Here is a 21,281-nt window from a genome sequence, read left to right as displayed (position 1 = left end):
AGGGGGCGGGACCCGCGCACCGGCCCCCGCGGTTCGCGCGGTCACCGGGGGCGGGGCGGGGCGGCGGGGGGATCCGGGGCGCGGGTCATCGCGCGGGCCGGGCGGGAATCGCGCGGGGCCGGGCGGCGGCGCGTGCCGCCGTCAGGCCGTGCTCAGGCGGTGGTCGGGGAGCCGATCTTGTCCACGATGCCGGCCTGGCCCTCGGCCCTGGCGCAGTGGCCGCTGCAATACCAGTGGCCGTTCACCTCGACGCCCTTGCCGACGATCCGCACCCGGCAGTGCTCGCAGCTCGGGGCCAGCCGGTGGATGGCGCATTCGAAACTGTCGAAGACATGCACCACGTTCTGGGTGTTGACCTCGAACGCCATCTCGTAGTCGTTTCCGCAAACCTCGCAAATAGCCATGGGGCACAGGCTGCGGTCCCGGCCCCGGCGGGGCAACACAGCTCGCGGGCCGGGGCCGCCGCACCACTCGAACGGCGGCCCGGCGGCCCGGCGGCCCGGCGGCCGCGCCGGGCGCCCGGCGCGGCCGCCGGGTGGGCGGCCTCAGCCGTGCACGCCCGGCGCCGGCTGGACCGCCTTCAGCAGCTCGGCGAAGCGCGCCTCGTCGACGACCGGTGTGCCGAACTCCCTGGACTTGGCCGCCTTGGTGGTGGCGGAGTCGGGATCATTGGTGACCAGGACGCTGGTGAGGCGGCTGACCGAGGAGGCCACATGCAGACCCGCCTCGGTGGTCCGGTCCTCCAGCAGCTCGCGGTCGATGCCGGTGTCCCCGGAGAAGGCCACCCGCATGCCCTGCACCAGCGGGCCGCCCGGCACCATCCGGCCCGGGTTGGGATACGGGCAGGACGGCCGCTTGCGGGCCGGCCGCCAGGTGCGGTAACCCGACCCGTAGAGGCGGCCGTAGGTCGGCGCGGGCGCGGAGCCCGGGCGGCCCGACGCCGGGGCGGGCGCGGGGGCGTCCACCCACTCGGTCAGCGGGCGGCAGGCGTGCAGCGGCAGCGGCAGCCGGGTCGCGGCGGCCAGGTGCAGGCTCGGCTGGAACGCCTCGGCGAGCACCCGTGCGTCGTCCAGCGCGTGGTGGGCCCGCTGCTGGACCACCCCGTAGTGCGCGGCCAGCGACTCCAGCTTGTGGTTGGCCAGCGGCAGCCGCAGCTCCTTGGCGAGCACGATGGTGCACAGCCGGTGCTCCACCGGCGCCGCGGAACCCGCCCTGGCGTACTCCCGGGCGAGCATCGACCAGTCGAAGACCGCGTTGTGCGCCACCAGCACCCGGCCCGCCAGCCGCTCGGCCAGCTCGGTGGCGATCTCCGGGAAGAGCGGGGCGTCGGCGAGCATCGCGTCGGTCAGCCCGTGGATCCACACCGGGCCCGGGTCGCGCTGCGGGTTGACCGGCGAATACCAGTGGTCCTGGACCTCGCCGCGGGCGTCGAGCCGGTAGACGGCGGCGGAGACTATCCGGTCGTTCCGGCCGAGTCCGGTGGTCTCCACGTCGACCACGGCATAACCGTCGGGATAGCCCGCGGGCCACGGCGTGGCGGGGCTTCCCCCGGCGGGGGCGTTCGATGGCTCGGTCAGGTCGTCCAGCATGATTACCGAGGATAGGGGCCACCACCGACACCGCCGACAAGGACTCCGCCTTCTGCCGGTCGCCGAGGCGCGGCGCCCGGCCGTGAGTTGGCGGCGGGAGCGGCGGGAGCCGCCGCCGGCCACCGGCGGACCGGCCCGCCCGACGGGCCGTGGTGTCGCACCTTGTCGGGTGCGCCCGCCCCGAATTCTCACAACGCCTCAGTTTTCAACCCCCGCCCCCTGTTGCGCGAGTTGCCTTCCCTTTACCATTCGGAACCGCGTCGATGTGACGTGAATCACGTTGCGCTCATCGGGAGGTCTCGTGGCAGCACCGCCGGATCCGGCCGTCTACTCGGAAGTGGAAGCCAGCGAGGAGTTCCGAGAACTGCGCCATTCCTACCGGGTGTTCGCGTTCCCGGTCACTGTGGCGTTCATCAGCTGGTATCTGCTCTACGTCCTGCTCTCCAGCTTCGCGGACAGCTTCATGTCCACCAAGGTCGTCGGCCATGTCAATGTGGCGTTCGTCCTCGGCATAGCCCAGTTCGTCACCACCTTCCTGATCGCCTGGCTCTACGCGCGCTACGCCGACACCCGGCTCGACCCGCGCGCGGAAAGTCTCAAGTCCATCATCGAGGGCGGCGGTCGGAGCGCCGCCGGGCCAGGCCCCGCGACCGCCACGCCCACGACACCCGTGGTCGCGCCCGGGGAGCCCGCCGCCCCCGCCACCCCGGAGGAGACGGTATGAGCCCGCACACCATCACGCTGGCCGCCGGCGCCGGTGAGCACCGCACCCTGATCGTCACGCTCTTCTCGGTGTTCGTCGCCATCACCCTCGGCATCACCGTCTGGGCGGGCCGCCAGACCAAGGACGCCACCGACTTCTACGCCGGCGGCCGTACCTTCACCGGATTCCAGAACGGTCTGGCCATATCCGGCGACTACATGTCAGCGGCGTCCTTCCTCGGCATCGCCGGCTCCATCGCGCTGGCCGGTTACGACGGCTTCCTGTACTCCATCGGATTCCTGGTCGCCTGGCTGGTGGCGCTGCTGCTGGTCGCCGAACCCCTGCGCAACTCCGGCCGGTTCACCATGGCCGACGTGCTCGCGTACCGGCTGCGGCAGCGCCCGGTGCGGACCGCCGCGGGCGCCTCCACCATCGTGGTGTCGATCTTCTATCTGCTGGCCCAGATGGTCGGCGCGGGCGCGCTCGTCACCCTGCTGCTCGGCGTGCACGGCGACGGCGCGAAGAAGCTGGTGGTCGCGCTGGTCGGTGTGGTGATGGTGCTTTATGTGACCATCGGCGGGATGAAGGGCACCACTTGGGTGCAGATAGTGAAGGCGGTGCTGCTGATCCTGGGCACCTTGCTGATCACGGTGCTGGTGCTGAACAAATACCACTGGAACCCGTCGAGCCTGCTCGGCGCCGCGGCCGACCGCAGCGGCAAGGGATCGTCCTTCCTCGAACCCGGCCTGAAATACGGCATCAACACCACCAGCAAGATCAATTTCATCTCGCTGGGCCTCGCCCTGGTCCTCGGCACCGCGGGACTGCCGCACATCCTGGTCCGCTTCTACACGGTGCCCACCGCCAAGGTCGCCCGGAAATCGGTCAACTGGGCGATCGGCATCATCGGCGCCTTCTATCTGATGACCATCGCGCTCGGCTTCGGCGCCGCCGCCCTGGTCGGCCGCGACGCCATCGTGGCCAGCGACGCGACGGGCAACACCGCCGCCCCGCTGCTCGCCGAGAACGTCGGCGGCGGCGCCGGCACCACCGGGGGCGCGATCCTGCTCGCGGTCATCTCGGCGGTCGCCTTCGCCACCATCCTCGCGGTGGTCGCCGGGCTCACCCTCGCCTCCTCGGCGTCCTTCGCCCACGACCTGTGGGCCAACGTCATCAAACGCGGCAAGGTCTCGGAGAAGGGCGAGGTGGCCACCGCCAAGGTGGCCGCGGTGGTGATCGGCGCGGTGGCCATCGTGCTCGGTATGTACGCCACCAAGCTCAACGCGGCGGCCCTGGTCGCGCTGGCCTTCGCGGTGGCCGCCTCCGCCAACCTGCCGACCATCCTCTACAGCCTCTACTGGAAGCGCTTCACCACCAGCGGCGCCACCTGGTCGATCTACGGCGGCCTGGTCTCCTCGGTGGTGCTGGTGATCTTCTCACCCGTCGTCTCGGGCGCCGAGGACTCGCTCTTCGCCGGCCGCGACTTCCACTGGTTCCCGCTGACCAACCCCGGCATCGTCTCCATCCCGCTCGGTTTCTTCCTCGGCTGGCTGGGCACGGTGCTCAGCCGCGAGCAGCCGGACGCGGAGAAGTACAAGGAGCTGGAGGTACGCGCGCTGACCGGGGCTGGAGCGCACTGACCGGCCGCTGAAGCGCCGCGACCCACGCCTCACCGGGGCCCCTTCCGCACACCGCGTGCGGATCGGGCCCCTGCGGTTGTCGGCGGCGGGGCCTAAGCTGGGTGGACCGGCGGGCGCGCCGGAATTGTCCGGCCCGCAGGGTGCGACCGGAGTGCTCAGGGAGGGTGGGGACCATGCCGCTGATCGCATGCTGATCGACACCTACGGCCGCGTCGCCACCGATCTGCGGGTCTCGCTGACCGACCGGTGCAATCTGCGCTGTACGTACTGCATGCCGGAAGAGGGCCTGGCGTGGCTCGCCAAGCCTGATCTGCTCACCGACGACGAGATCGTCCGGATGGTGCGGATCGCCGTCTGCCGACTGGGCGTCACGGACGTCCGCTTCACCGGTGGCGAGCCGCTGCTCCGCCCCGGACTCGTCGGCATCGTCCAGGCGTGCGCGGCCCTGGAGCCCCGCCCCCGGCTCTCCTTGACCACCAACGGCATCGGACTGCGCCGCACCGCCGCCGCCCTGCGGGAAGCGGGCCTCGACCGGGTCAATGTCTCGCTCGACACCCTGCGCCCCGAGGTCTTCCACACCCTGACCCGCCGCGACCGCCACCGTGATGTGCTCGCCGGGCTCGAAGCGGCCGGCGCGGCCGGCCTCACCCCGGTGAAGGTCAACACCGTGCTGATGCGCGGGGTCAACGACGACGAGGCGCCCGACCTGCTCGCCTGGGCCCTCGACCACGGCTACGAACTGCGCTTCATCGAGCAGATGCCGCTCGACGCCCAGCACGGCTGGGAGCGCAGCGGCATGATCACCGCGGACGAGATACTCGCCGGGCTGCGTACCCGCTTCGAGCTCACCCCGGAGGGCGGCACGGTCCGCGGTTCGGCGCCCGCCGAGCGCTGGCTGGTGGACGGCGGCCCCGGCCGGGTCGGGGTGATCGGCGCGGTCACCCGCCCGTTCTGCCACGCCTGCGACCGCACCCGACTGACCGCCGACGGTCAGGTGCGCAACTGCCTCTTCGCCCGCGAGGAGTCGGATCTGCGGGCGGTGCTGCGCTCCGGCGCCGGCGACGCCGAGCTGGCCGAGCGCTGGAAGGCCGCGATGTGGGGCAAGAAGGCGGGCTCGGGTCTGGACGATCCGGCCTTCCGCCAGCCCGAGCGGCCGATGTCAGCGATCGGTGGCTGAGGCCGGGCGACCTGACTCGGTGGCGGCGGCCCGCTCCCACTCCGCCAGCGGCACCACGTCCTTGAGGAAGCCCCGCATCCCCAGGAAGGCGGCCAGATGCTCACGGTGCTCGTCGCACGCCAGCCAGGTCTTGCGCCGCTCGGGCGTGTGCAGCTTGGGGTTGTTCCAGGCGAGCACCCACACGGCGGCGGTGCGGCATCCCTTGGCCGAGCAGACAGGCGGCTCGGCGCTCGGAGTGTTGACGGCGCTCGGAGTGCTTTCGGCGGTCGCGGTGTTCTCGGCGGGTGCGGCGTTCACAGCACCCAGTAAACAGGTCCGCGCGAAGGTCCGCGAAACAGCCGCGGAACAGCCACTAAAGGAGTCCGCTCGACTCGCCCGCGAACATGGCGACGCCGGGCAGCCACGGGGGGAGCCGCCCGGCGTCGGTCCGTCGCTCCGACGGGGGATGCGGAGCGCGTACGCAGTATTGCACGCGCTCCGCTCGCCGTGGAGGGGAATCCGCACGATTGAACTGAGCTTTCCTTGAGGTTCGCGGCGGTCGTCAAAGGTCCGGACCGGAGGCTCGCGGGACCGCCAACCGTCAGGCCGCGCCGGTCCCTTCGGCCGGCGCCGCGGCCCGCTCGGTGGCGGCTTCAGCCGCTGGTCCGGGCGCCGGTGCCGCGTCGCGTTCGGCGGTCCGCGCCGTGGCCCACTCCGCCGCGGATTCCACTTTCGTCGCCTCGAGCACCGGCCGTACCGGCGGCGCCTCCGCCACCGGCGGCGGGACGTAGGCCGCCGGCGCCACCGGGGTGTTCTCCCGGCCGGCGTTGGCGAAGACCACGGCGACATAGGGCAGCAGCGCGCCCATCACCAGCGTCACCCAGGCCAGCGGGCGTTCGACGTTCCACAGCACCACGGTCAGGATCACCGAGAGGGTGCGGACCGCCATCGAGATGATGTAGCGGCGCTGCCGGCCGCGTACGTCCTCGGTGAGCCCGGTGCGCGCCCCGCTGATCCGGAAGACCTCGGACCCACTCTGCTTCCGCATCGCGTTCCACCACCCGCTCGACTCGCCAGGACCGTGCTCGGCACACCGGTCACGGACCCCGTCCCGGCCACGACCACGGTACGCCGACGCTACCGTCGAAAGGAGGGCGGGGAGCGGCCATGTCGTACCGGTCGAGCCGAGCACCACCGGTTCGGACCCGTCCCGGGGCGCCGTCGGTCAGTCGACCGCGATCCGCAGCCGCTCCGGCGGCACCGCGTCGGTCAGCCAGACGCCGTTGGCGCTCACCCAGAACGTATGACCGGCCCCGGCCAGCGCGGCGGCGGCCACTTCGAGCACCGCGGGACGGCCGTGCCGCGAACCCACCCGGACCGCCGTCTCCCGGTCCGCCGACAGATGCACCTGCTGACGGCCCATCGGCTTGAGGCCCTCCCGCAGGATCAGCGGCACGGTGGCCGCGGCCGTCCCGTGGTAGAGGACATCCGGTGGCGCGGCGGGGGTCAGGCCCAACTCGACCGCCACCGAGTGCCCCTGGCTCGCCCTGATCCGCCGGCCGTCCGCCGAGAAGGCGAACCGCTGCTTGTTGTTGGTGGCGACCACATGGTCGAGGTCGGCCCGGGAGAAGCGGCGGCCGCGGCCGGCGCACGCGGCGATCAGCACGTCCACATCGAGCCAGCCGCCCTCGTCGAGAACGACACCGATCGTCTCCGGCTTGTGCCGCAGCACCATCGACAGGAACTTCGACACGCTGACCGCGCGCTTGTCGTCCACCGGCTCAGACCCCCTGGCTGACCGAGCTCATATTGAAGTCCGGGATCCGCAGCGCGGGGGCTGCGGCGCGGGTGAACCAGTCGCTCCACTCACGGGGCAGCGTCCGCTCGGTGCGGCCCGCCTCCACGGCCCGGCCCAGCAGGTCCACCGGCGACTCGTTGAAGCGGAAGTTGTTGACCTCGGCGGTCACTTCGCCGTGCTCGACCAGGTAGACGCCGTCCCTGGTGAGCCCGGTGAGCAGCAGGGTGGCCGGATCGACCTCGCGGATGTACCAGAGGCAGGTGAGCAGCAGACCCCGCTCGGTGTCCGCGACCATCTCGTCCAGCGATCGCTCGCCGCCGCCGTCCAGCATCAGGTTGTCCCCGCCGGGGGCGACCGGCACCCCGGTGAGGGACGCGGTGTGCCGGGTGGTTTTGAGCTGGTTGAGGGTTCCGTCCCGCACCCAGTCCACCGGCCCGACCGGCAGGCCGTTGTCGAACACCGACGAGTCGTCGCCCGAGGAGTGGTTGATCACGAACGGCGCGGACTCCAGGCCGGGTTCCGCCGGGTCGCTGCGCAGCGTCAGCGGCAGCGTGGCCAGCTTCTCGCCGATCCGGGTGCCGCCCCCGGGTTTGCTGAAGACCGTGCGGCCCTCGGCGGCGTCCCGGGCGCTCGACGACCAGAGCTGATAGATCATCAGATCGGCGACCGCGGTGGGCGGCAGCAGCGTCTCGTACCGCCCGGCGGGCAACTCCACCCGGCGCGACGCCCACGCAAGCCGCCGGGCCAGATCCGCCTCCAGCGCCAGCGGGTCCACATCCGTGAAGTCCCGGGTGGCGGCCCCGGCCCAGGCCGATTTGGCCCGGTCGGGCGTCTTCGCGTTCAGCTCCAGGGTGCCGGTCGGCTGGTCGTGCCGCAGCCGCAGCCCGGCCGAGGTGCCCAGATAGGTCGAGGTCACCTCGTGGTAGGCGAAGCCGTAGAGCTCCCGGCCGCCGGCCCGGGCGGTGGCGAAGGCCTCGCCGAGCGCGGGGGCGAAGGCGGCGAAGACCTCGGAGTTCGTCTCGGCGGGCGGCGCGGTGAAGTCCGCCGCGGCCGGCGCCCCCGACACCAGCGGCCGTGCGTCCTCGGCGGGGCCGGCCGCCCGGGCCGCCGCCTCCGCCGCCCGGACCAGCGGCTCCAACTCCTCGGCCGACACGGCCGAGCGCGAGACCACGCCGGCGGCGGCGCCCTGGCCGCCGTCCACCGTGGCGATCACGGTGAGGGTACGGCCCCGGGTGACGCCGTTGGTGGTCAGCGCGTTGCCCGCCCAGCGCAGATTGGCGCTGGACGCCTCGTCCGCGATCACCACACAGCCGTCCGCCCGGGACAGCTCCAGCGCCCGCTCGACGATCTCGTGCGGCTTCGTCGCCCCGGCAGTCCCGCTCATCCTTCGTCTCCCCTCAGCCCCAGGCCCGGCGCCCGGAGAACAACCCCACCACCCACCGCCGCGGAGCACACGCTCTTCCCCGAAGGGCCCCCGCATCCGGGGCGGACCCGACGCGGCGTCCTGGATCAGGGAAGAGATTACGGCCTGGCCGACGACTTCCGGTGCGGGCGGCGCGGACGTCCGGGGAATGCCCGCGCTCGCACCACCGGCGGGAATCGCCGATGCCCCGGCGCGGAGCAGGCGCCGAACGCTGCTCGCCTCCGACTTATTCGACTTCTTCGACTTCTTCGCCCTGGGGCCGGGGGTGGAGCCCGCGTGCTTTCCATGCCGCGTCAAGTGGCCGGCTGTCCTGCTCGCGCCGGGGTGGCGAAGGTTATTTCTTCGGGCCGCCCGGTCCGCCCGGCTTGCCGTCCGGACCGGGGGCCTTGTCCTTCTTGTGCTCGACGGCGCCTTTTCCGTTGCCGGAAGCGCCGGCGCTCTTCCCCCCGCCGGAAGCGGGGAGAGGCTGCTGGGCGGGGGGGTTGGCGGCGTGAGGGGTTCGGACCGGTGTGACACCGCGCACGGAGCTGGGAAGGGCCGTATCCGTGGGACGGGGAGTGCCGGCGAGGACGGGAGGAGCTTCGGCCGCCGAGGAGCGGGCCGGAGCCGTGCCGGGATCCTTGCCTTGCGTGCCGGCCGGAACACGATGGTGGGTGTCCGCGTCCGGGGCCGACGTGCCGCCGCCCTGCATGGCCAGCAACGTCGTCCCCGTGGCGGCCATGAGGACGGCGGCCGCCGCGCCGGCGACCAGCCTCGTGTGCCGGCGCCGCTCGCGCCCTTCGCCACGAATGACGGTGGTTTGGCTGCGGTGGGTGGGGTCGTCAGCGGTGAAGACCGTGCGCGGTGTACGGAAGTCGGCGGCATCGCGGAGACGATGGGCGCAGCTTTTCGCGTCGGGGCGCTCCGCGGGCTCGGTGCGGGTCATCTCCTCGATGAGGGAGGCCAGTTCCTCCGGTAGCCACAGCGGGATTTCCGGCGGGCGGAGCAGCCGGGCCGCGCCCGCCTCGAGTGGCGCCCCCTGGTATTCCCTTTCGCCTTTCAAGGCTTCGAGCAGGACCAGCCCCAGCGAGTAGACATCGCTGGCGGGGCTGGAGCCTTTGCCGAGCACCTGTTCCGGGGCCAGGTAGGGCACCGTGCCGACCACCGTGCCGGGTTCGGCGCGGGTGGGTTCGTCGATGAGCCGGGAGATCCCGAAGTCGGCCAGATAGGGCACGTCGTCAGGGCCGAGGAGAACGTTGGAGGGCTTCACATCCCGGTGGACGATCCCGGCCCGGTGGGCGTGGGCCAGCGCGAGGGCCAGTTGTTCACCGAGCCGGGCCACCTGGGTGCTCGTCAGCTGCGTGTCATCGAGGCGCTCACGCAAGGTGACGCCCCTCACCAGCTGCATCACCACGTAGGCGCCGCCCAGGTACCGGCCCGCGTCGTACACCACGACCAGCGCCGGATGCGCGAGCCGGCCCAGCAGGACGGCCTCTTCGCAGAACCGATCGGCGGACACCGCGGTGGCGCCCGGACGGAACACCTTCACCGCGACCTCTCGCCGCAGCGTCAGATCGGTGGCCCGGAAGACGTCGGCGGTCCCGCCGGTGCCCAGCGTCTCCTCCAACCGGTATCGGTCACCGAGCACATCCCCGGCTCTCGGGCCGGGGCGGCCGGCCAGACTTTCAAGGGCGGACATGGGACCCCCGCGACGACGACACTTGTCCGAGACGCCTACCCGGGCGTCCGCTGTCCATTCAACCGTGCCGGATCTCAGCGGGGCGCGTCGAGCACGTCGCGGATGCGGGTGGCGACGTGCAGATTGAGGCGGGTCTCGATGTCGCCGAGGTCGTGCCCGGTCAGCTCACGGATGCGCTGGAGGCGGTACCGGACGGTGCTGCGGTGGATGAGGAGCGTCTCGGAGGTCGCGTCGTAACTGCCGCCGCTCTCCAGATAACGCGACAGCGTGGTCACCAGTTCGGTGTGGTGGCGGGCGTCGTAGTCCAGCAGTCGGCCAAGCCACTCGCGCACGAAGCGGTCGGCTTCCCGTTCGCCGTCGCCGGTGCCCATCATGCGGCGCAGGCCGAGTTCCGCGAAGCCGGTGCTGCCGTGCGGATCATGGGACCGGCGGCGGACGGTGAGGGCACGGACGGCCTCGTCGTAGGAGTGGGGCAGATCGATCAGGGCCTCGCAGTGGCCGCCGACCCCTATCGCGCCGGCCCCGGTGCCGAGTTCCGCCGAGACGGCCCGGTGCAGTTCGGGTCCTGGATCACGCCGGTCCTCGCCGGCCACCAGGACGACGGTGGTCTCACCACGCGAGCCCACGATCATGTCCCGGCCCAGCCGTCCGGCCGCCCGCAGCACCGCGTCGCCGAGCGCGGCTCTGTCGGCCGCCCCGGGCCATTCCAGTACGGCGACCCTGTGCTGCCGGTGCAGATCGTGACCCAGGGCCGCGGCTCGGGCGAAGACGTCGTCGGTCGCCTCACCCGAGATCAGCCGGTCGACCAGGTCGCCCCTCAGCCGGGGCTTCAGCTCGGCCAGAGCGCGCTCGTGGGAGAGCTGCGGAGCCAGCAGCAGAGCGGCCTGTTCAAGCGCCTTGGTGGCCGTTTCCGTCGCGCGCCGGTCCGGATCGGCCAGCGTGACCACGCCGAGCAGATCCCCGGCCATCTCGATGGGGACGATCAGCCGGTCCCGGTCCCGGACGGCGCCGGGCCGGCGCCGCGCGCGGTGCACGGATGCGTTCCCGCGCCGGCTCCTCGGCCCCGCCCCGGCCCAGGGCGTTCCTCGGGGTTCGCCCCGGCCGGGACCGACCCGGGCCCGCGGGTTGCCGAACCGGTCCTCGGTGAGGGCCGCGAAGCCGGTCTTGTCGTACAGGACCTGGAGGATTCCCACCTCGCCCCCGCCGGAGACGGCAGCTCGGGAGAGCGCGTCGTGGAGGGCGAGCCGCGAGGCCAGGACGGAGACGGTCGCGTCCGGCGCGGCGCTGGATGAGCCGCACTCGGTTTCCGTCCCCGCCAGGCTCCCGGCCTCCGACGGGTCACCGGTCCCCGGGAAGCTCACCGGTCCGGCACCGGCCGGCTCTTTCCGGGGCCCGGCGCGGCGCGCGAGGGCGATGCCGGTCTGGTCCGCGAGCAGATCGGTCAGGGCGGTCTGCTCGGCCGAGGGGGTGGTCGGGGACCGGACGACGAGATAGCCGAGGCAGTCGTCCCGGTACCGCAGGGCGATGGCCCGTACCCACGGGCCGCCCGGCTCGCGCAGGGGCCGGCTGTGGCCGTCCAGGGCGCCGATCTGCCGGTCGAGCCAGTCCGCGGCCATCTCCTCGGCGGCGGCCGCCTCAGCCGGTGGCTCGCCGATGGGATCCACCGTCGGCTGTCGCGCCTGCGCGCGCTCGGGCCGGGCGGCGGCCACCTGGCGCGGTGGACAGCGCCGCGCCAGACCGTGGTGCACGGCGTACGCCGCTTCGGCGGTGAAAGGGCCGGTCGCGGCGATCGCCGCCATGGCGCCCCACAGCACGTCGTGCTCGTCGTCGCAGTCGAGCATGACCGTCACCAGCCGTAGCAGTGCGTGTCGGGCGGACCCCGGCTGCGAGAGGGAGTGCGGGGGCCCGGCGGCCGGAAAGGGAACAGCGTCCATGGCGGGTCCGTTCGCGGCTTGACAGCGGCTTCCCGTCTCCACGCTACGCCGGTCGGCACGGGGTCTCACCTGCGAGCCGTGCGGCGCCCCGTCCTCGGGGGCCGGAACGGGAACGCGGATTGGTCCTGTCGGGCCGGAGCAGCGCGCCGCGTTCCGCACGAGGCTGACAAACGTGCGGACCCCGGCTCCGTGACCCGGGCAGTCCGCCGATCGGCCACGCGTCGCGACGGAGGAGATTCCCATGGCGAAGGCAGTAGGCATCGACCTCGGTACCACCAACTCGGTCATCGCGGTCTGGGAGGGCGGCGAGCCCAGGGTCGTCCCGAACGCCGAGGGGTCAAGGACGACCCCGTCGGTGGTGGCCTTCTCCGAGAGCGGTGACCGGCTGGTCGGACAGTTGGCGCGCCGCCAGTCGATCCTCAACCCCAAGGGCACCATCACCTCGGCCAAACGGTTCATCGGCCGCCGGTACGACGAGGTGTCCGACGAGGCCAAGGCGGTCTCCTTCGACGTGGTCGAGGGGCCAGGGGGTGTGGCCCGCTTCGAGGTGGACGGCAAGCAGCACGCGCCCGAGGAGATCAGCGCGCAGGTGCTGCGGAAGCTGGCCGACGACGCCGGGAAGTCGCTGGGCGAGAAGGTGACCGAGGCGGTCATCACCGTGCCGGCGTACTTCAACGACGCCCAGCGCCAGGCCACCAAGGACGCCGGGAAGATCGCCGGCCTCGAAGTCCTCCGGATCATCAACGAACCGACCGCCGCGGCGCTGGCCTACGGGCTGGACAAGAAGGGCCACGAGACCGTCATGGTCTTCGACCTGGGCGGCGGCACCTTCGACGTCAGTCTGCTGGACGTCGGTGACGGCGTGGTGGAGGTCCGCGCCACGGCCGGCGACTCCCACCTGGGCGGCGACGACTTCGACCGCCGGCTGGTGGACCACCTGGCGGACGGCTTCCAGCAGGCCGAGGGCATTGACCTGCGCAAGGATCCGCAGGCCCTGCAACGCCTGTTCGAGGCGGCCGAGAAGGCCAAGACCGAGCTGAGTTCGGTCACGCAGACCCAGGTGAGCCTGCCGTTCGTCACGGCCGACGCCGGCGGGCCGAAGCATCTCACCGAGACGGTCCGCCGCTCCACCTTCGAGCAGATCACCGCGGACCTGGTGGAACGCTGTCTGGAGCCGGTCAAGCAGGCGATGAGCGATGCCAAGGTCACCGACAACGACATCGACGAGGTGATCCTCGTCGGCGGCTCCACCCGTATCCCCGCCGTGCAGACGCTGGTACGGCGACTGACCGGCGGCAAGGACCCGAATATGAGCGTCAATCCGGACGAGGTCGTGGCGCTGGGCGCCGCCACCCAGGCCGGTGTGCTCAAGGGAGAGGTCAAGGACGTCCTGCTGCTGGACGTCACCCCGCTGTCGCTGGGCGTGGAGACCGCCGGTGGCGTGATGACCAGGATCATCGAGCGGAACACCACCATCCCGGCCCGCCGCTCGGAGATCTTCTCCACGGCCGAGGACAATCAGCCGGCCGTGGACATCGTGGTGCTCCAGGGAGAACGCGAGATGGCCGCCGACAACCGGGTGCTCGGCCGCTTCCGGCTGGAGAACCTGCGGCCGGCCCGCCGTGGCGAGACCCAGATCGAGGTCACTTTCGACATCGACGCCAACGGCATCCTCAAGGTCAGCGCGAAGGACAAGGACACCGGCGCCGAGCAGGGCATCACCATCAGCGAGGGCTCCAACCTGGACCCGTCCGAGGTCGAGCGCATGATCCAGGAAGCCGAGGCCAACCGCAGCTCCGACCAGGCCATGCGCGAGGTCGTCGACGCCCGCAACGAGCTGGATGCCACCGCCTACCAGGTCGAGCGCCGGATGCACGAGTTGGAGGACGCCGCACCGGAGCACGAGCAGGCCCGCGCCCGGATGCTCATCGAGGAGGCGCGTGCCGCCGACAAGCAGGACGCGCCGCTGGACCGGGTCCGTGATCTCACCTCCGAACTCCAGCAGATCCACGCGGCGCTGGCCTCCCACGCCGCCGGAGCCGGTCGGCCGGGCGCCGAGCCCGGCGCGGGGCCCGGCCAGGGTCCCGGGGGCGGATCTCAAGGTGGCGACGACGACGTCATCGATGCGGACTTCGACAAGAGCTGAGGCGCCGAGATGTCGGATCAGGAACAGGCCCACCGCCCCGCGGGCCACTCCGCCACGGAGCGGCCCCCGCCCGAGCCCGCCCAGCCGGCGGCGCCCGAACCCGAGGCCCGTGAGGCCGGGGAAGGGGCGCGGACGCCCGAAGACACACGCCCGGATCCGCCCGAGGAACAGGCCGCCCGTATCGCGGAATTGGAGGACAAGTGGCGGCGAGCCCTCGCCGACCTTGACAACCTCCGCAAGCGGTACGCCCGCGAACTCCCCCGAGAGCTGGAGGCCGAGCGGGCCCGAGTGGCCTCCGCTTGGCTCCCCGTCGTCGACAACCTCGACCTGGCCCTGGAGCACGCGGACGCGGACTCCGGAGCGGTCGCCAGCGGTGTCAAGGCGGTACGCGATCAGGCGGTCGAGGTGCTGCGAAGTCTCGGCTACCCCCGCCACGAGGAGACCGGCGTGCCCTTCCATCCCGAGGAGCACGAGGTGGTGTCCGTGGTGGACGACCCGGACACAGCCCCGGGCACCGTCGTCCAGGTGCTGCGGCCCGGCTACGGCGAACCCGGCCGCCAACTGCGGCCGGCCGCGGTAGCGGTCAGCCGCAAGCAGGAGTGAGACGCCATGGCAACCGACTACTACGAAGCCCTGGGCGTCCCCCGCACCGCCGACGCCGCCGAGATCCAGCAGGCCTTCCGTACTCTGGCCCGCCGCTACCACCCGGACGTCAACAAGGATCCGGCCGCGGAGGAGCGCTTCAAGGAGATCAACGAGGCGTACAGCGTGCTGTCCGACCCCGACACCCGGTCCCGGTACGACCGCTTCGGCCCGGACTTCCGGCAGATCCCCGAGGATTACCAGGCTTACCAGGGCGACGGCGAGCGGGCCGCGGCCGGACCGGGGTTCGGCGGCGGAGCCGCGTACCGCGGCGGTCCCTTCGGCGGCAGCCGAGACCGGGCGGGCGGCAGGACCTGGACGGAGACCGACTTCGACACCGCCGGCGTGGACTTCGAGGACCTCTTCGGCGGCATGTTCGGCGGCCGGACCGGCCGCGCCGGACGGGGCAGCCCGATCCCCGGCGCGGACCAGGAGGCCGAACTCACGCTCAGCGTGGAGGAGGCGTACCGCGGCGGCCGGCAGAAGATCACCCTGGGCGGCCCCGGTGGGGAGCGCGCCTACGACGTCACCGTCCCGGCCGGGGTGGTCGACGGACAGCGCATCCGGCTCGCGGGGGAGGGCGGCCGGGGCCGGGGCCCGGATTCCGCCGGGGACCTCTACCTCGTGGTCCGCGTCGCCCCCCACCCCCGCTACCGGCTCGTCGGACGCGACATCCACGTCGACCTGCCCGTCACCCCCTGGGAGGCCGCCCTCGGCGCGACGGTCCCGGTCACCGGACCGGGCGGGACCGCCAAGGTGCAGGTGCCGCCCGGTACCTCCACCGGCCGCCGGCTGCGGCTGCGCGGCGAGGGGATGCCCCATCCCAAGGGTTCCCCCGGTGACCTCTACGCCGAGATCAAGGTCATGGTGCCGCCCTCCCCCAGCGCGCGCGAACGCGAACTGTTCGAGGAAATGGCCGCCGTCTCCTCCTTCGACCCGAGGAAGCAGACATGACGACACATCGCCGTACTTCCGCCCCCACGGGGGCCCGCAGCGCGCGTGCCGCCCGCGCTGTCCGCCAGGTCGGCCCCGAGTATCCCCTGACGCGGGTCTACCGGACCAGCCCCTATCAGCTCACCGTGGCCGACGTGGCCGCCCGCAGTGGACTGCCGCCCGACCTGGTACGCCGCTACGTGGCCCTCGGGCTGGTGGACGCCGACCGTGACGCCGGAGGCCGGCTGTGGTTCCGGGCGGGCGCGCCTTCGGCCATCGCCCGGGTGCAGCGGCTGCGGGCCGGACTGTGCCTGAACTATGCCGCTGTCGGCGTCGTCCTGGACCTGCTCGACCGTATCGATCGCCTGGAGACCGCACTGCGGCGCACCGAGCGAGCCGCCAAGGAGCCCACGACATGGACATGAACCGCCTTACCCAGAAGACCCAGGAAGCACTCCAGGAAGCGCAGAGCGTGGCGGTACGGCTGGGCCAGACCGAGGTCGACGGGGAGCACGTGCTGCTGGCCCTGCTCGATCAGCGGGACGGCCTGACCACCCGGCTGCTGGCCGACGCCGGGGCCGACCCGGCAGCATTGCGGGCCGTCGTCGAGGCCGACCTCGCCAAACGCCCGCGCACCACCGGTCCGGGCCCCGCCCCCGGCCAGGTCATGGTGACCCAGCGGCTCGCCCGGCTGCTGGACACCGCGGAGCAGGAGGCCAGGCGGCTCAAGGACGAGTACGTCTCCACCGAGCACCTGGTGCTGGCCCTGGTGGACGAGGGCTCGACCACCGCGGCCGGCCGGCGGCTCGGCGAACAGGGCGTCAGCAAGGACTCCTTCCTCGCCGCCCTCACCGCGGTGCGCGGGAACCAGCGGGTCACCTCCGCCAATCCCGAGGAAGCCTACGAGGCCCTGGAGAAGTACGGCCGTGACCTCGTCGAGGAGGCCCGCGCCGGCCGTCTCGACCCGGTGATCGGCCGGGACGCCGAGATCCGCCGGGTGGTCCAGATCCTCAGCCGGAAAACCAAGAACAACCCCGTCCTGATCGGGGAACCCGGCGTCGGCAAGACCGCAATCGTCGAGGGACTCGCCCAGCGGATCGTGCGCGGCGACGTGCCCGAGGGGCTACGGGACAAGACGGTGTTCTCGCTTGATATGGGCGCGCTGGTGGCCGGCGCCAAATACCGCGGCGAGTTCGAGGAGCGCCTCAAGGCCGTGCTGTCGGAGGTCAAGGGCGCGGAGGGCCGGATCCTGCTGTTCGTGGACGAGCTGCACACCGTGGTCGGGGCCGGCGCCGCGGAAGGCGCCATGGACGCGGGCAACATGCTCAAACCGATGCTGGCCCGCGGCGAGCTGCACATGATCGGCGCCACCACGCTGGACGAGTACCGCAAGCACATCGAGTCCGACGCCGCCCTGGAGCGCCGTTTCCAGACCGTGCTGGTGGACGAGCCGACCGTCGAGGACGCGATCTCCATCCTGCGCGGCATCCGGGAGCGGCTGGAGGTCTTCCACGGCGTCAGGATCCAGGACAACGCCCTGGTCGCCGCGGCCACCCTCAGCCACCGCTACATCAGCGACCGCTTCCTGCCCGACAAGGCCATCGACCTGGTCGACGAGGCCTGCGCGCGGCTGCGGACCGAGATCGACTCCATGCCCGCCGAACTCGACGAACTCACCCGCCGGGCCACCCGGCTGGAGATCGAGGAGGCCGCGCTGGACCAGGAGACCGATCCGGCCAGCCGAACCCGCCTGGCGGACCTGCGGCGTGAACTGGCCGACCTGCGGGGCGAGGTGGACGCCAAGCACGCCCAGTGGGAGGCCGAGCGCCAGGCCATCCGCAAGGTCCAGGAACTGCGCCAGGATCTGGAACGCGCCCGGCAGGAGGCCGAGCAGGCCGAACGCGCCTACGACCTCAACCGCGCCGCCCAGCTCCGCTACGGAACCGTCGCCGAACTTGAGCGGCGCCTGGCCGCCGAGGAGGAGCAGCTCGCCGACAAGCAGGGCGAGACCCGGCTGCTGCGCGAGGTGGTCACCGCCGACGAGATCGCCGAGATCGTCTCCGCGTGGACCGGCATCCCCGTCACGCGGCTCCAGGAGGGCGAGCGGCAGAAGCTGCTCAAGCTGGACGAGATCCTGCGCGAGCGGGTCGTCGGGCAGGACGAGGCCGTCCAGCTCGTCGCCGACGCGGTGATCCGGGCCCGCTCCGGAGTGCGTGACCCGCGCCGGCCGATCGGCTCCTTCATCTTCCTCGGCCCCACCGGCGTCGGGAAGACCGAGCTGGCCAAGACGCTGGCCGCCGCGCTGTTCGACAGCGAGACCAACATGATCCGCCTCGACATGAGCGAATACCAGGAACGGCACACCGTCAGCCGGCTGGTCGGCGCGCCCCCCGGATACGTCGGCTACGAGGAGGGCGGTCAGCTCACCGAGGCGGTGCGCCGCAAGCCCTACTCGGTCGTCCTGTTCGACGAGATCGAGAAGGCGCACGCCGACGTGTTCAACACGCTCCTCCAGGTGCTGGACGACGGCCGGATCACCGACGCCCAGGGGCGGACCGTCGACTTCCGCAACACCGTCGTCATCATGACCTCGAATCTGGGCTCGCAGTACCTGCTCCAGGACGCCACCCAGGCAGGCGAGATCAAGCCCGAGGCGCGGGCGCTGGTGATGACCGAACTCAACGGCCACTTCCGCCCCGAGTTCCTCAACCGGGTCGATGACATCGTCCTCTTCCATCCGCTCGGCATCGCGCAGATCGAGCGCATCGTCGATCTGCTCCTCGCCGAGCTGCGCGACCGCCTCGCCGAACAGCGCATCACCCTCGTCCTCACCGAGCCGGCCCGCCGGCTGATCGCGGGGGAGGGCTACGACCCGGTCTACGGGGCCAGGCCGCTGCGCCGCTTCATCTCGCACGAGGTCGAGACCAGGATCGGCCGCGCGCTGCTCAGCGGCGAGGCACGCGAAGGCGTGACCATCCTGGTCGACGCCGGTGACGGCGAACTGACCGTCACCCTCCAAGACGAGCCGCAGGAGCCGTGATGACCACTCTTCCCGATCCGCATCTGTCCATGGTCCGGCCCGTGACGCCCAGAACACCGCAGGGCTGCGAGGACTGCCTGCGCATGGGAACCCCTTGGGTGCACCTGCGCCTCTGCCTGACCTGCGGCCACGTCGGCTGCTGCGACTCCTCGCCCATGCGGCACGCCCGTGCTCACGCGGCGACCGACGAGCACCCGATCGTGCGGTCGTTCCAGCCCGGTGAGGACTGGCGGTGGTGCTTCGTGCACGAGGCGATGGTCTGAGCCCGGTGGGCTCGCCCGGCGCTTCTTCCGGCGCTGTCGCCTCCGCCGCTGTTCGTGCCGTTCCCGCTCTTCCGCCGAAAGGAGTGAGCCGTGACCACAGCCAAGGCCTCGCACGTCGTCGACGTGCTGTACGCCACCGAGCCGGCCGCGCCGATGCCAGTACCGACCGCGGACGTCTACGGCGCCTATCCGCGGCTGACCGACGAGCAGATCGCGATCCTGAGATCCTGCGGACAGGTACGGCAGGTCCGCGAGGGGGAACAGCTCTTCCGGGCGGGCGAACCCGGCGAGGAGTTCTTCGTCGTCCTCAGCGGCGCGGTGGCCGTGGTCGAACACCATGGCGACCAGGAGCACGTCCTCAAGCTGCACGGTCCGCGCAGCTTCCTCGGCGAACTCGGCCTGCTGGAAGGCCAGACCGCCTTCCTCAGCGCGGTGGTGAGCACACCCGGCGAGGTGCTGGCGGTGGGCTCGGCCGCCCTGCGTGACCTGCTCAGCCGCGAACCCGCGCTCGCCGACGTGATCCTGCGGGCCTACCTGCTGCGCCGTACGATGCTGGCCGGCGCGGGCACGGGCTTCCGTATCATCGGCTCCGCCTTCGACCCCGACACCCGCCGGCTGCTGGAGTTCGCCGCCCGCAACCGTCTCCCGCACCGCTGGGCCGATCTGGAGAAGGACACCGAGGCCGAGGCGCTGCTGACGCGTCTTGGTGTCGCCGCGGAGGAGACCCCGGTCGTCGTCTGGCACGACCGCCAGGTGCTGCGCAATCCCTCCAACGTCGAACTCGCCCAGGTGATCGGGCTGCGAACCGAGCCCGTCGCGAGGGCCGTCTGCGACCTGGTGGTGGCCGGCGCGGGACCCGGCGGTCTGGCCGCCGCGGTGTACGGCGCCACCGAGGGACTCTCCACCGTCGTCCTGGACGCGGTGGCGACCGGCGGCCAGGCCGGTACGTCCTCCCGGATCGAGAACTACCTCGGTTTCCCCGCCGGGATCTCCGGCATGGAGCTCGCCGAACGCGCCGTCGTACAGGCCGACCGGTTCGGCGCCCGGATCGACGTCCCCGCCGAGGCCGTCGGCCTCGAACAGCGCGACGGGGTCAACGTGGTGCGGCTCGCCGACGGCGGCACGGTCACCGCCAACAGCGTGGTCGTGGCAACCGGCGCCCGCTACCGACGGCTGACCGCCCCCGGCGTCGAGCGGCTCGAAGGATTGGGGGTGCACTACGCCGCCACCCTCTGGGAAGCACGGACCTGCCGTCTTGACCCGGTGGCGGTCGTCGGCGGCGGCAACTCCGCGGGCCAGGCGGCCCTGTTCATGGCGCGCGAGTCGCCCGCCGTCCATCTACTGGTCCGCGGCGAAGACCTCGGCGAGAACATGTCCCGCTACCTGATCGACCGCATCCAGCGCCACCCCCGGATCCATGTCCGGCCGCATACCGAGGTACGGGAGGTCACCGGCGAGGAACGGGTCGAATCCCTCGTCGTCGAGGACAACCGCACCAGCGAGCGGCACGTGCTGGCGGCCCGCGCCCTGTTCGTCTTCATCGGCGCGCGCCCCGCCACCTCCTGGCTCGCCGACGCCGTCCCCCTGGACCGGCGCGGCTTCATTCCGACCGGGCAGGACGCGGCCCAGAAAGCGGCGGACAGCTGGGAGCCCCTGGCCCGAGCCCCGCTCGCCCTGGAGACCGGTCTGCCGGGAGTCTTCGCCGTCGGCGACGTCCGCAGCGGCTCGGTCAAGCGGGTGGCCTCCGCGGTCGGCGAGGGCGCCATGGCCATCCGCCTGGCGCACGAGCACCTCGGGGAGGTGGGACCACCCGCCATCCGATGACCTCAGCCCACATCAGCCCGACATCACCCATTCACTATCGCGAAAAGGTGGGACGACATGCCCGTCATGGGAGTCGCCAAATTCGAGCGCTTCTTCCGCGCGGCCGCCGGCCTTGACGTCGACAAGAACGACCTCAAGCGCTACAACGACTTCGTGGACGCCAAGCTCTACGACCTCTTCCTCATCGGCACGGCCGACGCCAAGGCCAACGACCGGGACGTCATCGAGCCACAGGACCTTCCGATCACCAAGGGCCTACAGGAGAGCGTCCACACCTTCAAGAAGCTGGAGGAGGGCATCGAACTGCGCCCGTTGCTCGACCAGCTCGCCGCCCGCCCCGCCCTCGGCATGGACGCCGCCGAGGACACCCAGCAGCGGCTGCCCGACCTGGCCGGTGGCCTCAGTGTCGCCCTCGCCCGCGCTCTAAAAACGATCGCCCGCGACACTCGCCGCCCCTCCACGGACCAGTGGGACGAGGCCTTCGAACTCTTCGACCTGCTGATCTGAGCGGA

Annotated in this window: 18 protein-coding genes and 1 pseudogene; 11 read left to right on the top strand and 8 right to left on the bottom strand. The window is 72.0% G+C overall.

Annotation, left to right across the window (positions count from 1 at the left end; all coding sequences use genetic code 11):
• Positions 1–152: 152 nt before the first annotated feature.
• Entirely contained in the window at positions 153–404 is a 252-nt protein-coding gene (locus OG519_RS06920; protein ID WP_405580011.1) for a hypothetical protein, read from the bottom strand.
• A gap of 141 nt (positions 405–545) precedes the next feature.
• The gene (locus OG519_RS06915; protein ID WP_405580008.1) at positions 546–1,589 is read right to left on the bottom strand and encodes a DEDDh family exonuclease; all 1,044 of its coding nucleotides are present in this window, start codon (positions 1,587–1,589) and stop codon (positions 546–548) included.
• A 301-nt stretch (positions 1,590–1,890) separates the two neighbouring features.
• Here OG519_RS06915 and OG519_RS06910 point away from each other — a divergent pair.
• From OG519_RS06910 to moaA, 3 genes and pseudogenes are all read left to right on the top strand, one after another.
• Positions 1,891–2,208: pseudogene (locus OG519_RS06910) on the top strand (DUF485 domain-containing protein); the annotation flags it as partial.
• A gap of 101 nt (positions 2,209–2,309) precedes the next feature.
• Positions 2,310–3,932, top strand: a complete 1,623-nt coding sequence (locus OG519_RS06905) for a cation acetate symporter (protein ID WP_405580005.1) — start codon at positions 2,310–2,312, stop codon at positions 3,930–3,932.
• Between the two features lie 187 nt (positions 3,933–4,119).
• Complete coding sequence (moaA, locus tag OG519_RS06900) at positions 4,120–5,109, top strand: GTP 3',8-cyclase MoaA (protein WP_405580002.1); 990 nt, start codon at positions 4,120–4,122, stop codon at positions 5,107–5,109.
• Here the strand turns inward: moaA and OG519_RS06895 are convergent.
• The 6 genes from OG519_RS06895 to OG519_RS06870 all read right to left on the bottom strand — a co-directional run bounded on the left by OG519_RS06895 (position 5,092) and on the right by OG519_RS06870 (position 11,921).
• Positions 5,092–5,406 (bottom strand): hypothetical protein, encoded by a 315-nt coding sequence (locus OG519_RS06895; protein WP_405579999.1) that lies wholly within the window; start codon positions 5,404–5,406, stop codon positions 5,092–5,094. The genes moaA and OG519_RS06895 overlap by 18 nt on opposite strands.
• 283 nt (positions 5,407–5,689) lie before the next feature.
• The gene (locus OG519_RS06890; RefSeq protein WP_405579996.1) at positions 5,690–6,136 is read right to left on the bottom strand and encodes a DUF3099 domain-containing protein; all 447 of its coding nucleotides are present in this window, start codon (positions 6,134–6,136) and stop codon (positions 5,690–5,692) included.
• 177 nt (positions 6,137–6,313) lie between these two features.
• Positions 6,314–6,865, bottom strand: a complete 552-nt coding sequence (locus OG519_RS06885; RefSeq protein WP_405579993.1) for an RNA 2'-phosphotransferase — start codon at positions 6,863–6,865, stop codon at positions 6,314–6,316.
• Positions 6,866–6,869: 4 nt separating this feature from the next.
• Positions 6,870–8,270, bottom strand: a complete 1,401-nt coding sequence (locus tag OG519_RS06880) for a metallopeptidase TldD-related protein (RefSeq protein ID WP_405579990.1) — start codon at positions 8,268–8,270, stop codon at positions 6,870–6,872.
• A 373-nt stretch (positions 8,271–8,643) separates the two neighbouring features.
• The gene (locus OG519_RS06875) at positions 8,644–9,987 is read right to left on the bottom strand and encodes a serine/threonine-protein kinase (protein WP_405579987.1); all 1,344 of its coding nucleotides are present in this window, start codon (positions 9,985–9,987) and stop codon (positions 8,644–8,646) included.
• Positions 9,988–10,061: 74 nt separating this feature from the next.
• On the bottom strand, positions 10,062–11,921 hold the full coding sequence (locus OG519_RS06870) for a PucR family transcriptional regulator (RefSeq protein WP_405579985.1): 1,860 nt from the start codon (positions 11,919–11,921) through the stop codon (positions 10,062–10,064).
• 241 nt (positions 11,922–12,162) lie between these two features.
• Between OG519_RS06870 and dnaK the strand changes: the two genes are divergently transcribed.
• The 8 genes from dnaK (at position 12,163) to OG519_RS06830 (ending at position 21,276) form a co-directional block, all read left to right on the top strand.
• On the top strand, positions 12,163–14,067 hold the full coding sequence (gene dnaK, locus OG519_RS06865) for a molecular chaperone DnaK (protein WP_405579982.1): 1,905 nt from the start codon (positions 12,163–12,165) through the stop codon (positions 14,065–14,067).
• 9 nt (positions 14,068–14,076) lie between these two features.
• Positions 14,077–14,670 carry a nucleotide exchange factor GrpE gene (locus OG519_RS06860; RefSeq protein WP_405579980.1) on the top strand — a complete coding sequence of 198 codons (594 nt, stop codon included), beginning with the start codon at positions 14,077–14,079 and terminating at the stop codon, positions 14,668–14,670.
• A 6-nt stretch (positions 14,671–14,676) separates the two neighbouring features.
• The gene (locus OG519_RS06855) at positions 14,677–15,663 is read left to right on the top strand and encodes a DnaJ C-terminal domain-containing protein (RefSeq protein WP_405579978.1); all 987 of its coding nucleotides are present in this window, start codon (positions 14,677–14,679) and stop codon (positions 15,661–15,663) included.
• Entirely contained in the window at positions 15,660–16,067 is a 408-nt protein-coding gene (locus OG519_RS06850) for a chaperone modulator CbpM (RefSeq protein ID WP_405579975.1), read from the top strand. The genes OG519_RS06855 and OG519_RS06850 overlap by 4 nt, the downstream gene beginning before the upstream one ends.
• Positions 16,058–18,682, top strand: a complete 2,625-nt coding sequence (gene clpB, locus OG519_RS06845) for an ATP-dependent chaperone ClpB (protein ID WP_405579972.1) — start codon at positions 16,058–16,060, stop codon at positions 18,680–18,682. The genes OG519_RS06850 and clpB overlap by 10 nt, the downstream gene beginning before the upstream one ends.
• Positions 18,682–18,945, top strand: a complete 264-nt coding sequence (locus tag OG519_RS06840) for a UBP-type zinc finger domain-containing protein (protein ID WP_405579970.1) — start codon at positions 18,682–18,684, stop codon at positions 18,943–18,945. Before clpB ends, OG519_RS06840 begins: the two co-directional genes overlap by 1 nt.
• Before the next feature lie 90 nt (positions 18,946–19,035).
• Positions 19,036–20,769 (top strand): FAD-dependent oxidoreductase, encoded by a 1,734-nt coding sequence (locus OG519_RS06835; RefSeq protein WP_405579967.1) that lies wholly within the window; start codon positions 19,036–19,038, stop codon positions 20,767–20,769.
• A gap of 57 nt (positions 20,770–20,826) precedes the next feature.
• Positions 20,827–21,276, top strand: coding sequence for a DUF1931 family protein (locus OG519_RS06830; protein WP_405579964.1), 450 nt, complete (start codon positions 20,827–20,829; stop codon positions 21,274–21,276).
• Positions 21,277–21,281: the final 5 nt, after the last annotated feature.

Source organism: Streptomyces sp. NBC_01190 (assembly GCF_045039895.1).
Classification (GTDB): domain Bacteria; phylum Actinomycetota; class Actinomycetes; order Streptomycetales; family Streptomycetaceae; genus Actinacidiphila.
This window is presented reverse-complemented; position numbering and strand designations above follow the sequence as displayed.